Source organism: Pseudomonas uvaldensis (genome assembly GCF_021271205.1).
Classification (GTDB): domain Bacteria; phylum Pseudomonadota; class Gammaproteobacteria; order Pseudomonadales; family Pseudomonadaceae; genus Aquipseudomonas; species Aquipseudomonas uvaldensis.
In genome coordinates this window covers 339,725-356,918 of the sequence record NZ_JAIWKS010000004.1, presented here as the reverse complement: position 1 = coordinate 356,918, position 17,194 = coordinate 339,725, and the positions used below count along the sequence as shown (strand labels likewise).

12 protein-coding genes and 1 pseudogene are annotated in these 17,194 nt (G+C 60.4%); 5 read left to right on the top strand and 8 right to left on the bottom strand.

Annotated features, from left to right (window positions below; genetic code table 11):
* Positions 1–4 precede the first annotated feature (4 nt).
* From LCU97_RS11340 to LCU97_RS11315, 7 genes and pseudogenes are all read right to left on the bottom strand, one after another.
* Entirely contained in the window at positions 5–1,651 is a 1,647-nt protein-coding gene (locus LCU97_RS11340; protein WP_232776423.1) for a glucan biosynthesis protein, read from the bottom strand.
* Between the two features lie 329 nt (positions 1,652–1,980).
* Positions 1,981–2,415, bottom strand: coding sequence for a sensor histidine kinase (locus LCU97_RS26805; RefSeq protein ID WP_408636387.1), 435 nt, complete (start codon positions 2,413–2,415; stop codon positions 1,981–1,983).
* Between the two features lie 291 nt (positions 2,416–2,706).
* Positions 2,707–2,793, bottom strand: a pseudogene (locus LCU97_RS26800) (hypothetical protein); the annotation flags it as partial.
* 590 nt (positions 2,794–3,383) lie between these two features.
* Positions 3,384–5,186, bottom strand: coding sequence for a DAHL domain-containing protein (locus LCU97_RS11330; RefSeq protein ID WP_053146820.1), 1,803 nt, complete (start codon positions 5,184–5,186; stop codon positions 3,384–3,386).
* Positions 5,183–6,142: a cytochrome-c peroxidase gene (locus LCU97_RS11325; protein ID WP_053146828.1), complete on the bottom strand. Its 960-nt coding sequence runs from the start codon at positions 6,140–6,142 to the stop codon at positions 5,183–5,185. Before LCU97_RS11325 ends, LCU97_RS11330 begins: the two co-directional genes overlap by 4 nt.
* A 42-nt stretch (positions 6,143–6,184) precedes the next feature.
* On the bottom strand, positions 6,185–8,059 hold the full coding sequence (locus tag LCU97_RS11320) for a GGDEF and EAL domain-containing protein (protein WP_053146830.1): 1,875 nt from the start codon (positions 8,057–8,059) through the stop codon (positions 6,185–6,187).
* The gene (locus LCU97_RS11315) at positions 8,056–10,353 is read right to left on the bottom strand and encodes a GGDEF/EAL domain-containing response regulator (protein ID WP_232776422.1); all 2,298 of its coding nucleotides are present in this window, start codon (positions 10,351–10,353) and stop codon (positions 8,056–8,058) included. The genes LCU97_RS11320 and LCU97_RS11315 overlap by 4 nt, the downstream gene beginning before the upstream one ends.
* A gap of 229 nt (positions 10,354–10,582) precedes the next feature.
* On the opposite strand from LCU97_RS11315, the gene LCU97_RS11310 reads away from it, so the two are divergent.
* The 4 genes from LCU97_RS11310 (at position 10,583) to LCU97_RS11295 (ending at position 13,731) form a co-directional block, all read left to right on the top strand.
* Entirely contained in the window at positions 10,583–11,950 is a 1,368-nt protein-coding gene (locus LCU97_RS11310; protein ID WP_053146835.1) for an HD domain-containing phosphohydrolase, read from the top strand.
* A gap of 217 nt (positions 11,951–12,167) precedes the next feature.
* Complete coding sequence (locus tag LCU97_RS11305; RefSeq protein WP_053146837.1) at positions 12,168–12,602, top strand: NUDIX hydrolase; 435 nt, start codon at positions 12,168–12,170, stop codon at positions 12,600–12,602.
* Positions 12,599–13,237: a LysE family translocator gene (locus LCU97_RS11300; RefSeq protein ID WP_232776421.1), complete on the top strand. Its 639-nt coding sequence runs from the start codon at positions 12,599–12,601 to the stop codon at positions 13,235–13,237. Before LCU97_RS11305 ends, LCU97_RS11300 begins: the two co-directional genes overlap by 4 nt.
* Complete coding sequence (locus LCU97_RS11295) at positions 13,234–13,731, top strand: GNAT family N-acetyltransferase (protein ID WP_053146842.1); 498 nt, start codon at positions 13,234–13,236, stop codon at positions 13,729–13,731. Before LCU97_RS11300 ends, LCU97_RS11295 begins: the two co-directional genes overlap by 4 nt.
* Positions 13,732–13,836: 105 nt before the next feature.
* Here the strand turns inward: LCU97_RS11295 and metR are convergent, their stop codons facing one another.
* Positions 13,837–14,754, bottom strand: a complete 918-nt coding sequence (gene metR, locus LCU97_RS11290; RefSeq protein WP_053146844.1) for a transcriptional regulator MetR — start codon at positions 14,752–14,754, stop codon at positions 13,837–13,839.
* Between the two features lie 107 nt (positions 14,755–14,861).
* Here metR and metE point away from each other — a divergent pair, with 107 nt between their 5' ends.
* Positions 14,862–17,174: a 5-methyltetrahydropteroyltriglutamate--homocysteine S-methyltransferase gene (metE, locus tag LCU97_RS11285; RefSeq protein WP_232776420.1), complete on the top strand. Its 2,313-nt coding sequence runs from the start codon at positions 14,862–14,864 to the stop codon at positions 17,172–17,174.
* Positions 17,175–17,194 lie beyond the last annotated feature (20 nt).

Below are 17,194 nucleotides of genomic sequence, written 5' to 3'. Positions count from 1 at the left end.
TGCATCAAGCCTTCGATACCGACGTTGAGCGGTGAGGGGCGGGCTGTGCCAAGGCGCCTGGTACTGGGTTGAAAGGGTGGTATTGATAGAGCCAGGATTCGGAGAGCGTCATTTCCCCCTGGCGCAGATACAGGCGCATTTCGACAGGCTCATTCCCCTCGGCGGTCAAATCGAATTGAGCACGCCAGTGGCCCGCGACGTCATTGGGTACAGGCTCGGTAAACACATTCGAAAACGTGCCCCTGGACGACCAGAGCACGGCCTCGGGTCGCACGCCGAAGGCGAGCTTCTCCAGAGGCGCGCCGGTGAATTCCACAACGAATTTACGTACACCCTTGGGACGTGGCTGGCCCGGAAGGCCTCCGTTCCCAAGGCGGGTCGCTACGCAGCGCGCCAGATCCGTGGGGTAAGGCTCGTCGCTGAGCCAGTGCAACCGATATTTCAGACGGTACTGCTGACCTGCCTCGGCAGGTTCCTTGGGCACCCACATCGCGACGATGTTGTCATGTATTTCATCGTCGGTCGGGATTTCCACCAGTTGAACACTGCCTTCGCCCCAGTTTTCCAAAGGCTCGACCCATACGCTGGGGCGGCGCTGATAATTGACTCCGTCCAGGTAGTGGTCGAAGGATCTGTCCCGTTGAAGCAGTCCGAAACCTCGTGGGTTGTTGTCTGAGAATGCCGAGGCCATGGTTCGCGGGGGATTGTTGAGCGGCCGCCAGATGCGCTCACCTGTTCCTGTCCACAGGGCTAATCCATCGGAATCATGAACCTCCGGGCGCCAGTCGATAGCCGTACGCTTGGCTGTTTCGTCGAACCAATGCATGGACGTCAGCGGGGCGATACCGAAGCGGTCAACGCCTTGGCGTAGAAACAATGCGGCCTCGATATCCATCACCACTCCCTTGGTGCGGTTGACCACAAAGCGATAAGCACCGCACAAGCTGCGACCGTCGAGCAACGCATACAGCGTCATGGTTGGCTGTCGGTTATCAATCGGCGTCTCGAACCAGAAGTGGGTGAAGTCCGGAAACTCTTCAGCCTTGTCCGCCTGGGCCACGTCTAGCGCTATACCCCGCGCTGAAATGCCGTACTGGTACTGTTCGCCAATGGCTCGAAAATAGGAGGCGCCTAAAAAAGCTACCCAGTCATTTTGCTTCCAATCGAGTTTCTTCTGATCCTCCAGGCGGTTTTCCTGCAGGCGAAACCCGGCAAAGCCGCTGTCGGGCGCGAGTGCCTGGGCCGGGCTGTCGGCAGGCATGGTGAACAGTGTCTTGTCGTAAATGATCGGATGGGCGATGCCTTTGGTGATGACATGCATCTTGACCGGGACGCGAAAGAATTTGCCCATATGGAAGAATGTGATGGGGTATTTGCCTGGGCCGTTGGAGAAAAGGGCACGAGTGGGGTCGAACCGGATATGGCCCAAGGCTTCGTAGTCGATTTTCGATAGAGAGGCATCAGTCGGTGTAGTGGGGCGCACGTACGGCTTCAATGCCGTCTCTTCGGCAAGCGAGACCAGGGTGTCGAACGTTAAGCGAACGCCCTCGTTGGATGTTGCAGCATTGGCCACAACCGCTGCAGGAACGTTCAACGAGGCGAGTGCCGCGTAAAGCGATGCAAAACTGACCAGTTCCCGCCGATTCAACATAACGACCGCCCTGAATAGTGAACAATCTGCCAGGGATGTTCAATCGACGGGGAATTGTCGTCTACTGTCAGACTTGACAGGTGCTGACAGTCGTTTGAGGTTCAGTCACCTTCCATGATAGGGCAGCTGGGCGCTCTGGCTAATGGTCGAGAGACTTGAGTGTGAGTGCGTGCTCAAGCCAAGTTCATCAATTCGATGGGGGCGGAAAACGCGCTGTGGCGCGACAAAACGCTGGGCGACTGTTGAGGAGCGCAACGAGGGAGTTTACCTGGCTGAGGGATCTAATCTGTGGCGAGGGAGCCTTGCTGCAAAATGATCCTCGTCCAGGCTCACCCCGCCAATTTCATCTGTCGAATCGGCAACTCCACACGGAACGTCGTCCCCACGCCCACTTCGCTGCGCACGGTGATCTCGCCGTTATGCTTCTTCACGATCCCATAAGACAGCGAAAGCCCAAGCCCCGTCCCTTGGCCGATGGGCTTGGTGGTGAAGAACGGGTCGAAGATCTTTTGCAGCGTTTCCGGCGGTATGCCCGAGCCGGTGTCGGCCACTTCGATCCACACCTTGTCACCTTCCACGCCATTGCGCAGGGTAATGGTGCCACGCTCCGGGCCGATGGCCTGGGCGGCATTGACGATCAGGTTCATGATTACCTGGTTGATCTGCGAGGGCAGGCATTCGACTTCCGGCAATGGCGAGTATTCCTTGATCACGTCGGCCTTGTACTTGATCTCGTTGGCGACGATGTTCAGGGTCGAATCCATGCCCTGTTGCAAATTCGCCATCTGCCATTCCTGATTGGAGTCGACGCGGGAGAAGTCCTTCAAGTCCTTCACGATCTGCCCGACCCGGGCGATGCCGTCCTTGGATTCCTTGATCAGCACGGGAATGTCCTCGACCAGGAAGTCCAGTTCGACCTGTTCGCGCAGCTTCGTCAGGCGCACCACCGTTTCCGGCGAGGCGATGGCTTCTTCGGCACTGCCGTAAGCCTCGAGCATTTCTCCCAGTTTTCCGAAATAGCCGTCCAGCGCCCCCAGGTTGGAAGAAATGAAACCGATCGGGTTATTGATTTCATGGGCGACCCCGGCTGCCAGCTGGCCCAGGGAGGCGAGTTTTTCCGATTGCACCAACTGGGTTTCCAACATCTTGCGTTCGTCGATTTCCATCTGCAGCAGGGAGCTGGCCTGCTTGAACGCCTGGGTCCGTTGTTCCACCAGCTCTTCGAGCTTGTTCATCTTCAGCTGGGCGCGGAAGGTCATTTCCCATTTGGTGGTCAGGGTATTGGCCATTTGCTGGACTTCGATGTTGTCGAAGGGCTTCTTCAGAATCAGCAGCCGGTCATGACCCTTCAAGCGGTCCAGCAATTCATCCCAGGAATAATCCGAATAGGCGGTGCAGACCACTACCTGTAATTGCGGATCGCGCTTCCAGAGTTCTTCGATGGTCCGGGCGCCGTCCCAGCCTTCGGGCATGCGCATGTCGACGAAGGCCAGGGCATAAGGACGGTCCTTGTCGAGCGCTTCAAGCAGTTTGCTCAGGCCTTCCTGGCCGCCATAGGCCGAGTCGAGCTCGAATACCGGCCCGGAAGGCTTCGGTGCCTCGCCGAACAGGGCGCTTTCCATGTCTTGCAGGTCTGTATTGCTATCCTCCTCCGGGGTGAGGATCTTGCGGAAATCATCATGGATGGCAGGTGTATCGTCGATCAGCAGGATGCGCCGATTGCTCAGGTTGTTCATGGCTCACCTTCCGCGAGTTTCAGCGGCACTTGCAGCACGAACGTTGCCCCCGTGCCCGGCCCGTCACTGTGAGCGGTGAGGTGGCCGTTCATTTCAATGGCGGCCAATGCGCAGCTGTGCAGGCCGAACCCATGGCCTTCCTTGCGAGTGGTAAAACCATGGGCGAAGATGCGGGTCATGTTTTCCGCCGGGATGCCTTCACCTTCGTCCTTGACGCTGATCTGCAGGGTCTCGCTATCTACGACCGCGGCGCTGAGGGTCATGTTCCGTGCATGATTGGACACGCCGGCCATGGCGTACTTGGCGTTGCTGATCAGGTTGATCAGGATCAGCAGCAGGCGGTGCTTGTCGCCCATGATCCTGGGAATGTCGCCGTATTCCTTGATCACCGTCACATGGTGACGGGTCAGGGCGCCGGAGTTCATGCGCAGGGCGTCCTCGAGCAGTTCGCTGACCGTCAGCGGCTCCATCAGCGAGTTGGCGCCGGCATAGGATTGCTGCGTGGAGACGATGTCCTTGATGTGATCCACGCTTTTGCTCAACTGCGCCAGCTCGTCGATCAGGCCCTGTTGCTCGACTGCCATGGCTTCCACCAGTTGATTGAGGTATCCGGGCAGCAGCTTGCCTTTTTCGTCCTCGGTGAGGAAACGCCCCAGGTCGCTGGTGTGTTCGTTGATCAATTGCATCGCCTTGCCCAACCCCTGGCTTTTGCTGCTGCGCAGTTTACGACTGACCAGGTCGGCGGAGATGTTCACGCTGTTGAGTACGTTGCCGACGTTGTGCAACACATTGGTCGCGATTTCCGCCATACCGGCCTGGCGGGCGGTATCCATCAATTCGCTCTGGGTATCCTTGAGCTGGCGGGTGCGCTCTTCGACTCGTTGCTCCAGTTCATCGTTGGCAGTCTGCAGGGCGTTGTTGACCCGCTTGATCTCGGCGAAGCTACGCACCAGCCGGATCGCCAGCCAGATCAACAACAGCGCCAGGAGAGTGGCGAATACCAACAGGTAAATGTGGTTGCGTTGGTATTTGCTGGCCGCTATTTCCTGATCTTTCTCCAACAGGTTGGTGATGGTATCCAGGTGATCCGACACGGGGACTGCCTCGATGGCTGCCAGCAAGTCGTTGACCTGCGGTTGTTCGCGCAAGATCAGAGCGATGTGCCGGCTGAGGATGTTGATAGGACCGTGAAGTCCCAATGGCAAGCGCTCCCTGTTGACATCGAGCCGGTTCAGGCCCAAGAGCACTTCCGCCGCTGTTTCGCGAGTGGTGAGCTGGGAGAACTCCATGCTGCTGAGCAGCAGGTCGTAAGTGTCGATGGCGACGCTTTGCAATTGCAGTTTGTCGTCGTCGGACAGTCGTGCGAACTCAGCCTGGATATCGTCCTCGGCGGTCGGCAGGAACGCCAGGGAGTTACGCAGCACTGCATTGTGGGATTTGAATTGCTCCACCAGTCGGGTCTTTTCCTTGACCGCCTTGAGGTATTCATCGCGCCGGGCCTCCCACAACGTTGGCGCGTGGCGACCCGGCTCCGATTCAATGGCATCGAGTCGCTGCCACAGGCGCGCCATTTCATGCAGGGGGGAAACCAGCGGATCGTAGTTGTGGCTCAGGGCGATCCGCGACTTGAGCACTTCGTTGTCCCAGATGGCGTCCTGCTGTTTGAGCAGGCGGATCAGGTCCCGGGATTCAATGTACGAGGCGGCCTGCTGCTGGCTGGAGTTGACGTACATGAACAACAGGACCGAGGCGAGCAGGAGGCCGACGAGCAGCAGGCCGAAGCGACGAAGGGCGCTCATAATGGCTTGCCCTCCCATTCGCCAGTGAGGGTCTTGAGGAATTCGACGATCAGCTCGGTATCGTTCTTCAAGGGCTCACGCCCCAACTGGTACCTGAACATCACCTCCACCGCGCGCTCCAGGGTCGGCGCCGACCCGCCATGGAAATACGGTGCGGTGAGGGCCACGTTGCGCAGGCTCGGCACCTTGAAGACCTGGCGGTCGGCCTCATCGCCCGTAACGTTGAAACGGCCTTCGTCGGCCCGGGTCGGGTTGCCCCGGTCGCCAATGTAGTCGCCCATGACGCCGAATTTCTGAAACATGTTGCCGCCGATGTTCACGCCCTGGTGGCAAGCGATACAGCCGTACTCCTTGAAACGCTGGTAACCAAATTTTTCCCGGGGCGTCAGGATGTCGGTGTTACCCAGCAGGTATTGGTCGAAGCGCGAGTTGGGCGTCAGCAGGGTACGTTCGAAATCGGCCAGGGCGCCCTGGATATTGGGCTTGGTGACCCCGTCGGGGTAGGCGGCGGAGAAATCCTTGGCATAACCCGGATCATCGGCGATGCGCTTGACCACGGTTTCCCAGGTGCTGCCCATCTCCGTGGGGCTGGTGACGACCACGTGCACTTGTTCTTCCAGGGTGTCGGCGCGGCCATCCCAGAACTGGTGGAAGTTCAGGCTGGCATTGAATACGGTAGGCGTGTTGACTTCGACCGGCTTGCCATCGAAGCCCAGGGAAAAGGCTTTGTCGTCGGCACCGCCCTTGTCCAGGCGATGGCAACTGGCGCAGGACAGGGTGTTATTGACCGACAGCCGTGGGTCGAAAAACAGCCGCTGGCCCAACTGGACACGCTTGGGGTCCAGGGCCGGAACGGCTGGCAGCGGTTTGAGGGGTTCGTCCAGTGGCGCGGCGTGAGCGGTCACGCTTAACCCGATGAACAGGCCTAGAGCCAATAACAGTCCTGATGACGCCATTGGATGCTTCCTTGAATCTTTTGGTTGATAGGGCCTGGCAGTTCACGAAAACGGGTTTGGACGTTGTTCCCACTCGGTCATCCATTGGACAAAAGCCTGCGGCTCCACGGCCTTGCTGAAGTAATACCCTTGGGCCTCCTCGCATTGATGAAGCTTGAGGAATTCCAGCTGCTCCAGGGTTTCCACACCTTCGGCGATGATATGCAGGTTCAGGCTCTTGCCCAGGCTGATGATGGTGCTTACCAGTTTGGCGTCGTTGCTGTCGATGCTCAGGTCACCGACGAACGACTGGTCGATCTTCAAAACATCCACTGGAAACTTCTGCAAGTAGCTCAAGCTCGAATAACCGGTGCCGAAATCGTCGATGGCCAACCGTATGCCCAGTTGCTTGATGGCCTTGAGGACGGCAACGGTGGTGTCGATGTTCTGCATCAGCACGCTTTCAGTAATCTCCAGTTCTAACTGTGTCGGGTCCAACCCGGTTTCCTTGAGGGTGCGGGCGATGCCTTCGACGAAGCCGCGTTGACGGAAGTCGATGGCCGAGATGTTCACCGACAGGTACAGCGCTCGCATGCCCTGGGCCTGCCAGCTACGGGCCTGCTGGCAGGCTTCCTGGAGCACCCATTGGCTCAGCGGTACGATCAGACCGCTGTCCTCGGCCACGGGGATGAAGTCCGAGGGATAGACCAGTCCGTGACCGGGCCGGTCCCAGCGCACCAGCGCCTCGACGCCCACTACTTTGCCGCTGCGCAGGTCCAGCTTGGGCTGGTAATGCAGCACGAATTCCTTGCGTTGCAGGGCTAGTCGCAGGCCGGACTCGATGGTCTGTTGCTGCCGGGCCCGCCGGTTCATGTCTTCGGTGAAGAAACGGTAATCGTTGGGGCCGTTTTCCTTGACGTTACGCATCGCCGTCTCGGCTTTCTTGATCAGCGCCACCGCGTCGAAACCGTCGGTCGGATACATGCTCACGCCCAGGCTGGCGGTGACGGTCAGGTCATGGCCGTCGATCGGTTGGGGGGAGCTGACGGCTGCCAGCAGTTTTTCCGCCACGCCTTTTGTTTGCTGCGGATCGATGATGTCTCCGAGCACGACCACGAACTCATCGGAACCATAACGAAACACCGAGTCGGATTCTCGAACCACCGTCGCCAATGCCCGGGCCACGCGCTTGAGCATTTCATCGCCGACCGGGTGACCCAGCGCGTTGTTGATGCGCTTGAAGCGATCCAGGCCGAGGAACATCACCGCCAGTTGTCGATCATGCCGACGGCACTGGGCCATGGCCTGCGTCAGTCGATCACCCAGCAACATGCTGTTGGGCAGTTCGGTGAGCACGTCGTACTGCAGCAGGTGGGACACCTTGAGCAGTTCCTGAACCCGCTCTTCGATTGTGCGCTCCAGGCTGCGCATTTTTCTCGCCGCGTCCTGAGCCAGTTGCCATTTCCAGGTCATGGCGCTGGCCATCTGGCGGATTTCCAGCGTGTCGAACGGTTTCTTGAGAATCAGCAACTGGTCGTCGAACTCGATGCGTTCGGACATGGTTTCCCACGTGTAGTCCGAGAAGGCTGTGCACAAGGCGATCTGCAGTCGCGGATCGACCTTCCACAGCCGCTCGATGGTTTGCAGGCCGTCCCAGCCCGGCGGCATGCGCATATCGGCGAACACCATCGCATAGGGCTGGCCTTCGGCCTGGGCGCGCTTGACCAGTTCCAACGCTTCTTCGCCCTGATAGGCCGAGTCGATCTGAAATTGCAACCGACTGACCTGGGGGGTACCGAACAGCAGGCTCTCGGTGTCGTCCAGCGAGTCATCGCTGCCGGCACTGGGGCTGAGGATCTTGCGAAAATCCTGGTGGATCGCCGGTGTGTCGTCCACCACCAGAATTCTTCGGTTGGCAGGTACCGACATGGGGTTCATGGGTTACTCTCCGATAGCTGGCTAGCGGGGCGGGTCCAGTGATCCGTCACGGGCACGATGGTCCCGGCCTTGAGCAGTTCGGCGGCCTGGCCGCTATCGACCGCCGTGCTGAAGTAATGTCCCTGGGCCAATATCGGTGCGCCGCTGCCGCTGGACATCAGTGTGGCGCGCTGCTCATGGGTCTCGACCCCTTCGGCGATGATGCCAATGCCCACGTCCCGGGCAAAGTTGATGATCGCCCGCAACGTCGTGGCGTTGTCGGGGTCGTCATTGGCACTGTCGAGCAGGCGCTGAGCGAGCTTGAGATGGTTGACCCGATAGGTCTTGAGATAATCGAACGAGGAATATTCGGTTCCGAAATCGTCGATGGCAACCTGGACGCCCAATTCACACAGGCGTGGCAGCACGTCGTTGTGGGTCCATTTGGTCTGGGCCAGGGTGGCTTCGGTCACGTCGAAGCGCAGGTCCCAGGGGGCCAGTTCCCAGCGGGCGGTGGTGCGCAAGACATCGTAGATCAGTTCCGGCCCGGTCTTGAGTTGGGTCAGGGACAGGTCGATAGCGATTACCGGGGGCGCCATGCCTTGGTCGCGCCATTGGCGCATCTGCTGGCAGGCCTTGTCCAGGACCCAGTGACCAAGGGCAATGATAAGCCCGGTTTTTTCCGCCGCCGGCATGAACGCCGGCTGGTCCAGCCAGCCCCGTTCGGGGTGCTTCCAGCGTACCTGTACACCCATGCCCAGAATCTTCCCGGTACCCAGGTCGACTTCCGGCAGGTAATGCAATTGCAGTTCATTGTTCTCGATGGCCTGGCGCAGGTCGTTGGTGAGGGCGACCCGGTCCGTGACTTCCTGGTTGATCTCCTCGTTGTGGAAATGGTACTGGTTGCGACCTTTTTCCTTGGATCGGTACAGGGCCATGTCCGATTGCGCCATCAGGCTGTCGGCGCTCAGGCTTTGGGGGGTATACAGGGCGATGCCGATGCTCACGGAGATCCGCACGTCGTTACCGTCCAGGGAGTAGGGCGCCACGAGGGTGTCGCGGATCTTGGCCGCCAGCGCGGCGCATTGAGTCGGTTCGTGGACATCCAGTTGCAGGATCGCGAACTCGTCGCCGCCCAGGCGCGCCACCACGTCGTTTTCCCGGGTGCAGCCCTTGATGCGCGCAGCGACCTCCTGCAATAAGAGGTCGCCGATGGGATGGCCCAGGGTGTCATTGATCCGCTTGAAGTGGTCCAGGTCCAGGTAAAACATTGCGAAGGGCGCCGCCCCCCGGCGCGCAGCGGCGAACGCCTGGTGCAGGCGCTCGATCACGGTAGCGCGGTTGGCCAGCCCGGTCAGGCCGTCGGTGCGGGCCAGTTGGGCGATCTTCTCCTCGGCCAGCTTGCGTTCGGTGATGTCGAGGATGATGCCTTCCACCTCCAGTAGCAGACCGTGCTCGTTGCGCACCGGAATGTAGCGGTTCTCCACCCAACGGAACGAACCGTCGCCGGTGCGCATGCGAAACTCGATGGAGGCTCCCGCCATGTCACGGTCCAGCACGCGAATCATGGCCTCGTCGACCTTGGGCTGGTCGTCGGGGTGGATCAGCACTTGTGCCCAGTCCGGCGAATTGACCAGTTCTGCCGCAACATGACCGAACTTGGTGATGTTGTGGGAGATGTACATCAGCGGGAACGGTGGCTCGCCCCGCAGGCGATACAGGATCGTCGGGCTGTTCTGCACGATAATGTTGGCGTCCGCCAGCTCGCGGGTGCGTTCTTCCACCGCCTGTTCGAGCATGTCCATCTTCAGCGCGGCATCTTCGGTCATCTGCCATTTGACAGTCAGGGTACTGGCCATCTGGCGGATCTCGATGGCATCGAAGGGTTTTTTCAGGATGAGCAGGCGGTCGCCCAATTCGAGGCGATCGGCGATGTCTTCCCAGGAATAATCCGAATAAGCGGTGCACAGCGCCACTTGCAGCTTGGGATCGACGCGCCATAGCCGTTCGATGGTCTCCAGGCCATCCCAGCCGGGGGGCATGCGCATGTCGATAAAGGCCATGGCATAAGGCTGCCCCTGTTCCAGCGCCGTCTCTACCTTGTTCAGAGCTTCCATGCCCTGGAAGGCCGAATCGAGTTCGAAACTCTGGCTGGAGACGGCAACCGGTGCGCCGAACAGGGCCTCTTCGGCGCTGCTCAAGCCATCTTCGGGGGGCGCATGGGGACAGAGGATCTTGCGAAAATCCTCATGGATCGTCTGGGTGTCGTCGACGATCAGAATTCGCCGATTGGCTTTGTCCAGGGGCAGGCTCATGGCCGTGCACCGGGGCGATGCTGACTACGCAACCGTGGGTACATCTGATATCCCTTTCGCTGGCATGAGTATTCCGGCCTGTACTTGGCCCTTCATGGGGTACAGCATAGTCGTCTCATCGGGATGCGCTCGGTCAGTGATGGCAAATCGTGCCTAAATATTTGCAATCTACTAGCCTGTCTTTACGGAGGTGAGGTAGAACGGTTGTCGTTTAGAGGAGGGGGTAGTAATGGAAGATAAAACGCCGGACGTTCCGGTCACTAAGCCGACAGTGCTGCTGGTCGACGACGAGGAGCCGATTCTCAACAGCCTGCGTCGTTTGTTACGCAGCCAGCCCTATGAAATCCTGGTGGCCGACAGCGGGGCCAAGGCCCTGGAAATCCTCAAGGAGCGGCCAGTCGATCTGGTGATGACCGATGCGCGCATGCCCAACATGGATGGCGCCACGCTGCTGGCACAGATTCGCAAGCTGTATCCCTCGACCCTGCGCATCCTGCTCACTGGTTATGCCGATGTGGACATGATGACCAAGGCCATCAACGAGGGGCAGCTTTATCGCTACCTCAGCAAACCCTGGAACGACGAGGAACTGGTACAGGCGCTGCGTCAGGCCCTGGCCCACCAGCATTCGGAAAACGAGCGCCAGCGTCTCGAAGCGCTCAATCGCGAGCAGAATCAACAGCTCAAGACTCTCAATGCGACTCTGGAAAAACGCGTGGCATCGCGTACCGCCGAGCTGCAGCAGACCGCAGACATGCTCGACCTGGCCTATGAGGAACTCAAGCGCAGTTATGTGACCGGTACCGAGGTGTTCTCGCTGATCGCCAACCTGCGCCTGCCCAAGGCCAAGCAGACCAACCGGCAGATCATCGAGCTTATCCGGGTCTACAGCCGGCTGCATTTCCTCGACGAGTCCACCGACCGCGACTTGACCATGGCGGCGGCGCTGTACAACATCGGTAAGTTGAGCTGGACCGACAACATGATGACCACGCCGGCCGACATGCTGCACCACAGCGAGCTCGAGCTGTATCGCGGGTATCCGAAGCAGAGCGAATCGCTGCTGATGACCCTGGACCCGATGAAAGATGCGGCGCGCATCATTCTCCATCACCAGGAGCGCTGGGACGGCAGCGGTTTCCCCGATCACCTCAAGGGCGAGGCCATTCCGTTCGGGTCGCGGCTGTTGAAACTGGCAGTGGACTTCATCGAGCTGCAGCGGGGTTTGATTCTCGAACGGCAGATGAACAGCGACGAAGCGCTGGTCTATATCCGCAAATATGCCGGCAAGCTGTATGACCCGGACATGGTGGAGGACTTCATCAAGGCCTGTGGCGAATACCTGGAAGACGTGACTCTGTCCGACCCGACGGTGAAGGTCATGAACACCCGCGAACTGGCTGCAGGCATGGTCCTGGCCCGCAACCTCAACGCCGACAACGGCATGCTGCTGCTCAATGCCGGCAAGATCCTGAGCGGCCCGCTGGTGGAAAAACTCATCGCCTTCGAAGCGATGGAAGGTGCCCGGTACAGCGTGTTCGTCAAGATTCCGGAAGAGGAACAGGACCCTTCGGCGCCGAAGCCGATGTTGGGGTGAGAGCTGTTTGACAGACATTGCAGTCCCTGTGGGAGCCTTGTGGGAGCAAGGCTTGCCCGCGATACAACGCGGTCTTGTTGAAACCGAGTCGCTTGTATCGCGAGCAAGCTTTGCTCCCACAAGGCTCCCACAGGGATATGTGCGGGCCTTGAGGCTTTGCGCCAGCCGGTCCGGTCTGTAATCTCTCCGGCATTTTCCACCATGACGTTGGCCCTTCATGACCACTTCCCTCATCCACATCGCCGCCGCCCTGTTGATCGGGCCGGACGGTCGCACCCTGCTGGTGCGCAAGCGCGGCACCCGGGCTTTCATGCAACCGGGTGGCAAGATCGAGCCCCATGAACAACCGGTGCAGGCCCTGGCCCGTGAACTGGACGAAGAACTCGGGCTGCTGATCGATCCGGCCCAGGCCCGCTATCTAGGCGCATTCAGCGCGCCGGCCGCCAACGAGCCGGGTTTTATCGTGCAGGCTGAAGTGTTTCTGCTGAACATCGACGTCTCGGTTTCTCCCGCCGCTGAAATTGAAGAAGTCCGCTGGATCGACCCGACCGGTGACGGCGGTCTTTTCCTGGCGCCGTTGACAGGTGAGGTGATCCTGCCGTTCTATCGAGCCACCTGCCTCGATTCAAGGCTCAAGGACTGTTGCCCATGATTCCATTGCCGGACCTGTTGATTTTCGCCGCCGCCGCGTTGTTGATGGTGCTCACGCCCGGCCCGAACATGATCTATCTGATCTCCCGTTCGATCTGCCAGGGCCGCAAGGCCGGCGTTACCTCCCTGCTGGGCGTGGTGGCGGGGTTCTTCGTGCATATGTTCGCCGCCGCCGCGGGGTTGACGGCGGTGTTCCTGGCGGTGCCCATGGCCTATGAAATCCTCAAGTGGGCCGGTGCGCTGTACCTGTTGTGGCTGGCGTGGCAAGCGGTGAAACCGGGTGCGCGCTCGCCGTTCCAGGCCCAACAGTTGCCCGCGGACTCGACACGCAAGTTGATCACCATGGGCTTTCTCACCAGCGCCTTGAACCCGAAGATCGCGGTGTTCTACCTGTCGGTGTTCCCGCAGTTCATCAGCCCGGAGCACGGCTCGCTGTTCACCCAGAGCATCATCCTGGGGCTGACCCAGATCAGCGTCAGTTTCAGCGTCAACCTGCTGATTGCCCTGTTTGCCGCCGGCATCGCTTCGTGGTTCGTGCATAACCCCACCTGGCTGGCGGCCCAGCGCTATTTCATGGGGTTGGTGCTCGGTGGGCTGGCGTTGCGGCTGATGCTTGAGCAACGGCGGGCCGCGTGAATATCCGACGGCTGCGCGCTGGCGATGTGCAGGCCTATCGTGAGTTGATGCTGCAGGCGTATGAGCATCATCCGCAGGCCTTCACGTCCAGCGTCAGGGAGCGTGCGGTCATGCCCATGAACTGGTGGGAATCTCGCCTGACCAGCCGTCTCGACGTGGTATTGGGCGCATTCGAGGCGAATCAACTGGCGGGTATCGTCGGCCTGGCCCTGGATCCTCGGGAAAAGGCCCGGCACAAGGCGACCCTGTTCGGCATGTATGTCGTCGATGCCCATCGTCACCGTGGGCTTGGCCAGCAACTGCTGGAGGCCGCGCTGGCCGAGGCCCGGCGCCATGCCTTCCTGCGATTGGTGCAACTGACCGTCACCGCCGGCAACGACCCGGCCATCAGGCTCTACCAGCGCTGTGGTTTCGCACTCTACGGCCTGGAGCCCCAGGCGATTCGCGTGGGGGATGAGTACTTCGACAAGGTCCTTATGTGGCGCGAGCTTTAATCCTTGCGCCGTACTCTGTGGGAGCGGGCTTGCTCGCGAAGGCGGTGGGTCAGATATTTATATCGTTGACACTCCCTCTTCGCGAGCAAGCCCGCTCCCACGGTCTTACCGAACCGCACTGACCCCATCCAGCGTCGAGAACGACGTGTCCTTGGCCGTGAGCAGGAAATCGCGCATATACGGCGCGTCGAGCATGTCGGTCCGCACCGCCGCGTACAGTGTGGCGAATAACCCTTTTTCTCCCAGTCGCTTGGCTTTCACATAACCACGCGAGCTGTATTCATGCAGGGCCCAGTGGGGCATGCCACAGACGCCACGACCGCTGGCCACCAACTGCATCATCATGACCGTCAGCTCGGACGTGCGGACCTGGGCCGGTTCGATGTCGGCCGGTTCCAGGAAGCGGGTGAAGATGTCCAATCGATCCCGTTCCACCGGATAGGTGATCAGGGTTTCGCTGACCAGGTCTTCGGGGACGATGTACGGTTTGCCCGCCAGCCGATGCTGGTTGGCGACGGCGAGCATGGCTTCGTAAGTGAACAGCGGCACGTAAGTGATGCCCGTCAGGTCCAGTGGATCGGATGTCACCACCAGGTCCAGGTCGCCACGGGCCAGGGCCGGCAACGGGGCGAAGGCGAAACCCGACGCCAGGTCCAGTTCGACTTCCGGCCACGCATCGCGAAACTGATCGATGGTGGGCATCAGCCATTGGAAGCAACTGTGGCACTCGATCGCCATGTGCAAGCGCCCGGCGGTGCCGCCGGCCAGCCGTGCAATGTCACGCTCGGCGCTGCGCAGCAACGGCAAGGTGGCGTCGGCCAGTTGTAGCAGGCGCAGGCCGGCGCTGGTGAACCGAACTGGCTTGGTCTTGCGCACGAACAACGGCATACCCAGGCGTTCTTCCAGTTCCTTGAACTGGTGAGAAAGTGCGGACTGGGTCAGGTGCAGCCGTTCGGCGGCTTCGACCAGGCTGTCGGCTTCGCGCAGGGCGTGCAGGGTCTTGAGGTGACGGAGTTCAAGCACCGGGGTCTCCATGAGCAAAACTTGTGATCAACACGAAAACGTTGAGTTTGTCTCATGTGGTGCAGGCTGTCGACAATGGCGTCATCTTTTACAGGAGGACGCATACCATGGCCCTGGCCCACACCCTCGGTTTTCCTCGCATCGGCGCCGATCGCGAACTGAAAAAAGCCCTCGAAGCCTATTGGAAGGGCGATCTGTCGGCGGCCGCGTTACAAGCGGTGGGCCGCGAGCTGCGGGCCCGGCACTGGCAATTGCAGAAAGACGCCGGCATCGACCTGCTGCCGGTGGGGGATTTCGCCTGGTACGACCAGGTGCTCAGCCATACGCTGGCCCTGGGTGCCGTCCCTGAGCGCTTTCGCAATACATTGAATGCCCAGGGCCAACCGACCCTTGAAACCCTGTTCGCCATGGCCCGTGGCGCCACGGTCGCCTGCTGCAACGCCGATCACGGCCAGGCCCGGCATGCCCAGGAACTGACCAAGTGGTTCGACACCAACTACCACTACCTGGTCCCGGAGTTTTCCGTCGGTCAGACCTTTGCCCTGAGTTGGGAGCAGTTGTTTGAGGAAGTGGATGAGGCCCATGCCTTGGGGCATCAGGTCAAACCGGTGATCATCGGTCCGTTGACGTACTTGTGGCTGGGCAAGGCCAAGGGGCAGGAATTCGACAAACTCGATCTGTTGGAGCGCCTGTTGCCGGTCTATGGCGAAATCCTCAATCGCCTGAAGGCCCAGGGTGTGGAGTGGGTGCAGATCGACGAGCCGATCCTCACCCTCGATCTGCCCCAGGCCTGGAAAAACGCCTTCGAGCGGGCTTATCACATCCTCCAGTATTCGCCGCTGAAAAAACTCGTGGCGACCTACTTCAGCGGCCTGCAAGACAACCTCGGTCTGGCTGTGAGCCTGCCGGTGGACGGTTTGCACATCGACGCCGTGCGTGCCCCGGAGCAACTGGGCCAGGTGCTGGATCGGCTGCCGACCTACAAGATCCTGTCGGTGGGCCTGGTCAATGGCCGCAACGTCTGGCGTTGCGAACTGGAACAGGCGCTGGCGCAGTTGCAGCCGGCCCAGGAACGCTTTGGCGATAATCTTTGGGTCAGCACGTCTTGCTCGCTGTTGCACAGCCCGGTGGATCTGGAACGTGAAGACCGCCTCGACCCCGAACTCAAGAGTTGGCTGGCCTTTGCCGTGCAGAAGTGCGGTGAAGTGGCGGTGCTGCGCGATGCGTTGAACGACCCGCAGGCCCCCGGCGTGCGCCGGGTTCTGGCTGAAAGTCGCGACGTGCGAGCCCGTCGTGCCGGTTCGACGCGTATTCACAAACCCGAAGTCCAGGCCCGTCTCGAGGCAATCGGCCCCCAGGACACCCAGCGACGCTCGCCGTTTGCCCAACGCATCGAACAGCAGCGTGCGCGGCTGAAACTGCCGGCCTTTCCTACCACCACCATCGGCTCCTTCCCACAGACACCGGCCATTCGCCTGGCGCGTCAGGCCTACAAGCAGGGCAAGCTGTCGGCCAATGACTACCAGGACGCCATGCACACCGAGATTCGCCACGCCGTGCAGATCCAGGAACGCCTGGGCCTGGATGTGCTGGTCCATGGCGAAGCCGAGCGCAATGACATGGTGGAATACTTCGCCGAGCAATTGGACGGCTACGCCTTCACCCGTTTCGGTTGGGTCCAGAGCTATGGCTCGCGTTGTGTGAAGCCGGCGATCATCTATGGCGACATCAGTCGGCCGAAAGCCATGACCGTCGACTGGATCCGCTACGCCCAAAGCCAGACCGACAAGGTCATGAAGGGCATGCTCACCGGTCCCGTGACCATGCTGATGTGGTCGTTCCCTCGGGAAGACGTGCCGCGGCGGGTCCAGGCGCTGCAACTGGCCCTGGCCCTGCGCGACGAGGTGCTGGACCTGGAGGCCGCTGGAATCGGCATCGTGCAGATCGACGAGGCTGCATTCCGCGAAGGGTTGCCGCTGCGTCGCGGGCAATGGCAGGACTACCTCGACTGGGCGGTGCAAGCCTTCCGCCTGAGCGCATCGGGGGTGCGCGACGAAACCCAGATCCACACCCATATGTGCTACAGCGAGTTCAATGACGTGATCCAGGCCATCGCCGACATGGACGCCGATGTCATCACCCTCGAAACCTCCCGTTCGGACATGGAACTGCTCGATGCCTTCGAGGCGTTCGACTACCCCAACGACATCGGCCCGGGCGTCTACGACATCCACTCGCCACGGGTACCGGACACGGCCGAGATGGTTGCGTTGATGAGCAAGGCGGTGAAACGGATTCCTGCCGAACAGTTGTGGGTCAACCCCGACTGTGGATTGAAGACCCGTGGCTGGCCGGAAACCGAGGCGGCGCTGGTGAACATGGTGGCGGCGGCAAGGCAGTTGCGGGCTCAACTGGCCTGAGCCCGCCTCTAAGCGGGCTT

Bases quoted from the DNA above. Each gene is read 5' to 3' on its own strand.
- LCU97_RS11340 (WP_232776423.1), bottom strand. From the start codon at position 1,651: ATGTTGAATCGGCGGGAACTGGTCAGTTTTGCATCGCTTTACGCGGCA.
- LCU97_RS26805 (WP_408636387.1), bottom strand. From the start codon at position 2,415: ATGGATTCGACCCTGAACATCGTCGCCAACGAGATCAAGTACAAGGCC.
- LCU97_RS11330 (WP_053146820.1), bottom strand. From the start codon at position 5,186: ATGAGCGCCCTTCGTCGCTTCGGCCTGCTGCTCGTCGGCCTCCTGCTC.
- LCU97_RS11325 (WP_053146828.1), bottom strand. From the start codon at position 6,142: ATGGCGTCATCAGGACTGTTATTGGCTCTAGGCCTGTTCATCGGGTTA.
- LCU97_RS11320 (WP_053146830.1), bottom strand. From the start codon at position 8,059: ATGAACCCCATGTCGGTACCTGCCAACCGAAGAATTCTGGTGGTGGAC.
- LCU97_RS11315 (WP_232776422.1), bottom strand. From the start codon at position 10,353: ATGAGCCTGCCCCTGGACAAAGCCAATCGGCGAATTCTGATCGTCGAC.
- LCU97_RS11310 (WP_053146835.1), top strand. From the start codon at position 10,583: ATGGAAGATAAAACGCCGGACGTTCCGGTCACTAAGCCGACAGTGCTG.
- LCU97_RS11305 (WP_053146837.1), top strand. From the start codon at position 12,168: ATGACCACTTCCCTCATCCACATCGCCGCCGCCCTGTTGATCGGGCCG.
- LCU97_RS11300 (WP_232776421.1), top strand. From the start codon at position 12,599: ATGATTCCATTGCCGGACCTGTTGATTTTCGCCGCCGCCGCGTTGTTG.
- metE (WP_232776420.1), top strand. From the start codon at position 14,862: ATGGCCCTGGCCCACACCCTCGGTTTTCCTCGCATCGGCGCCGATCGC.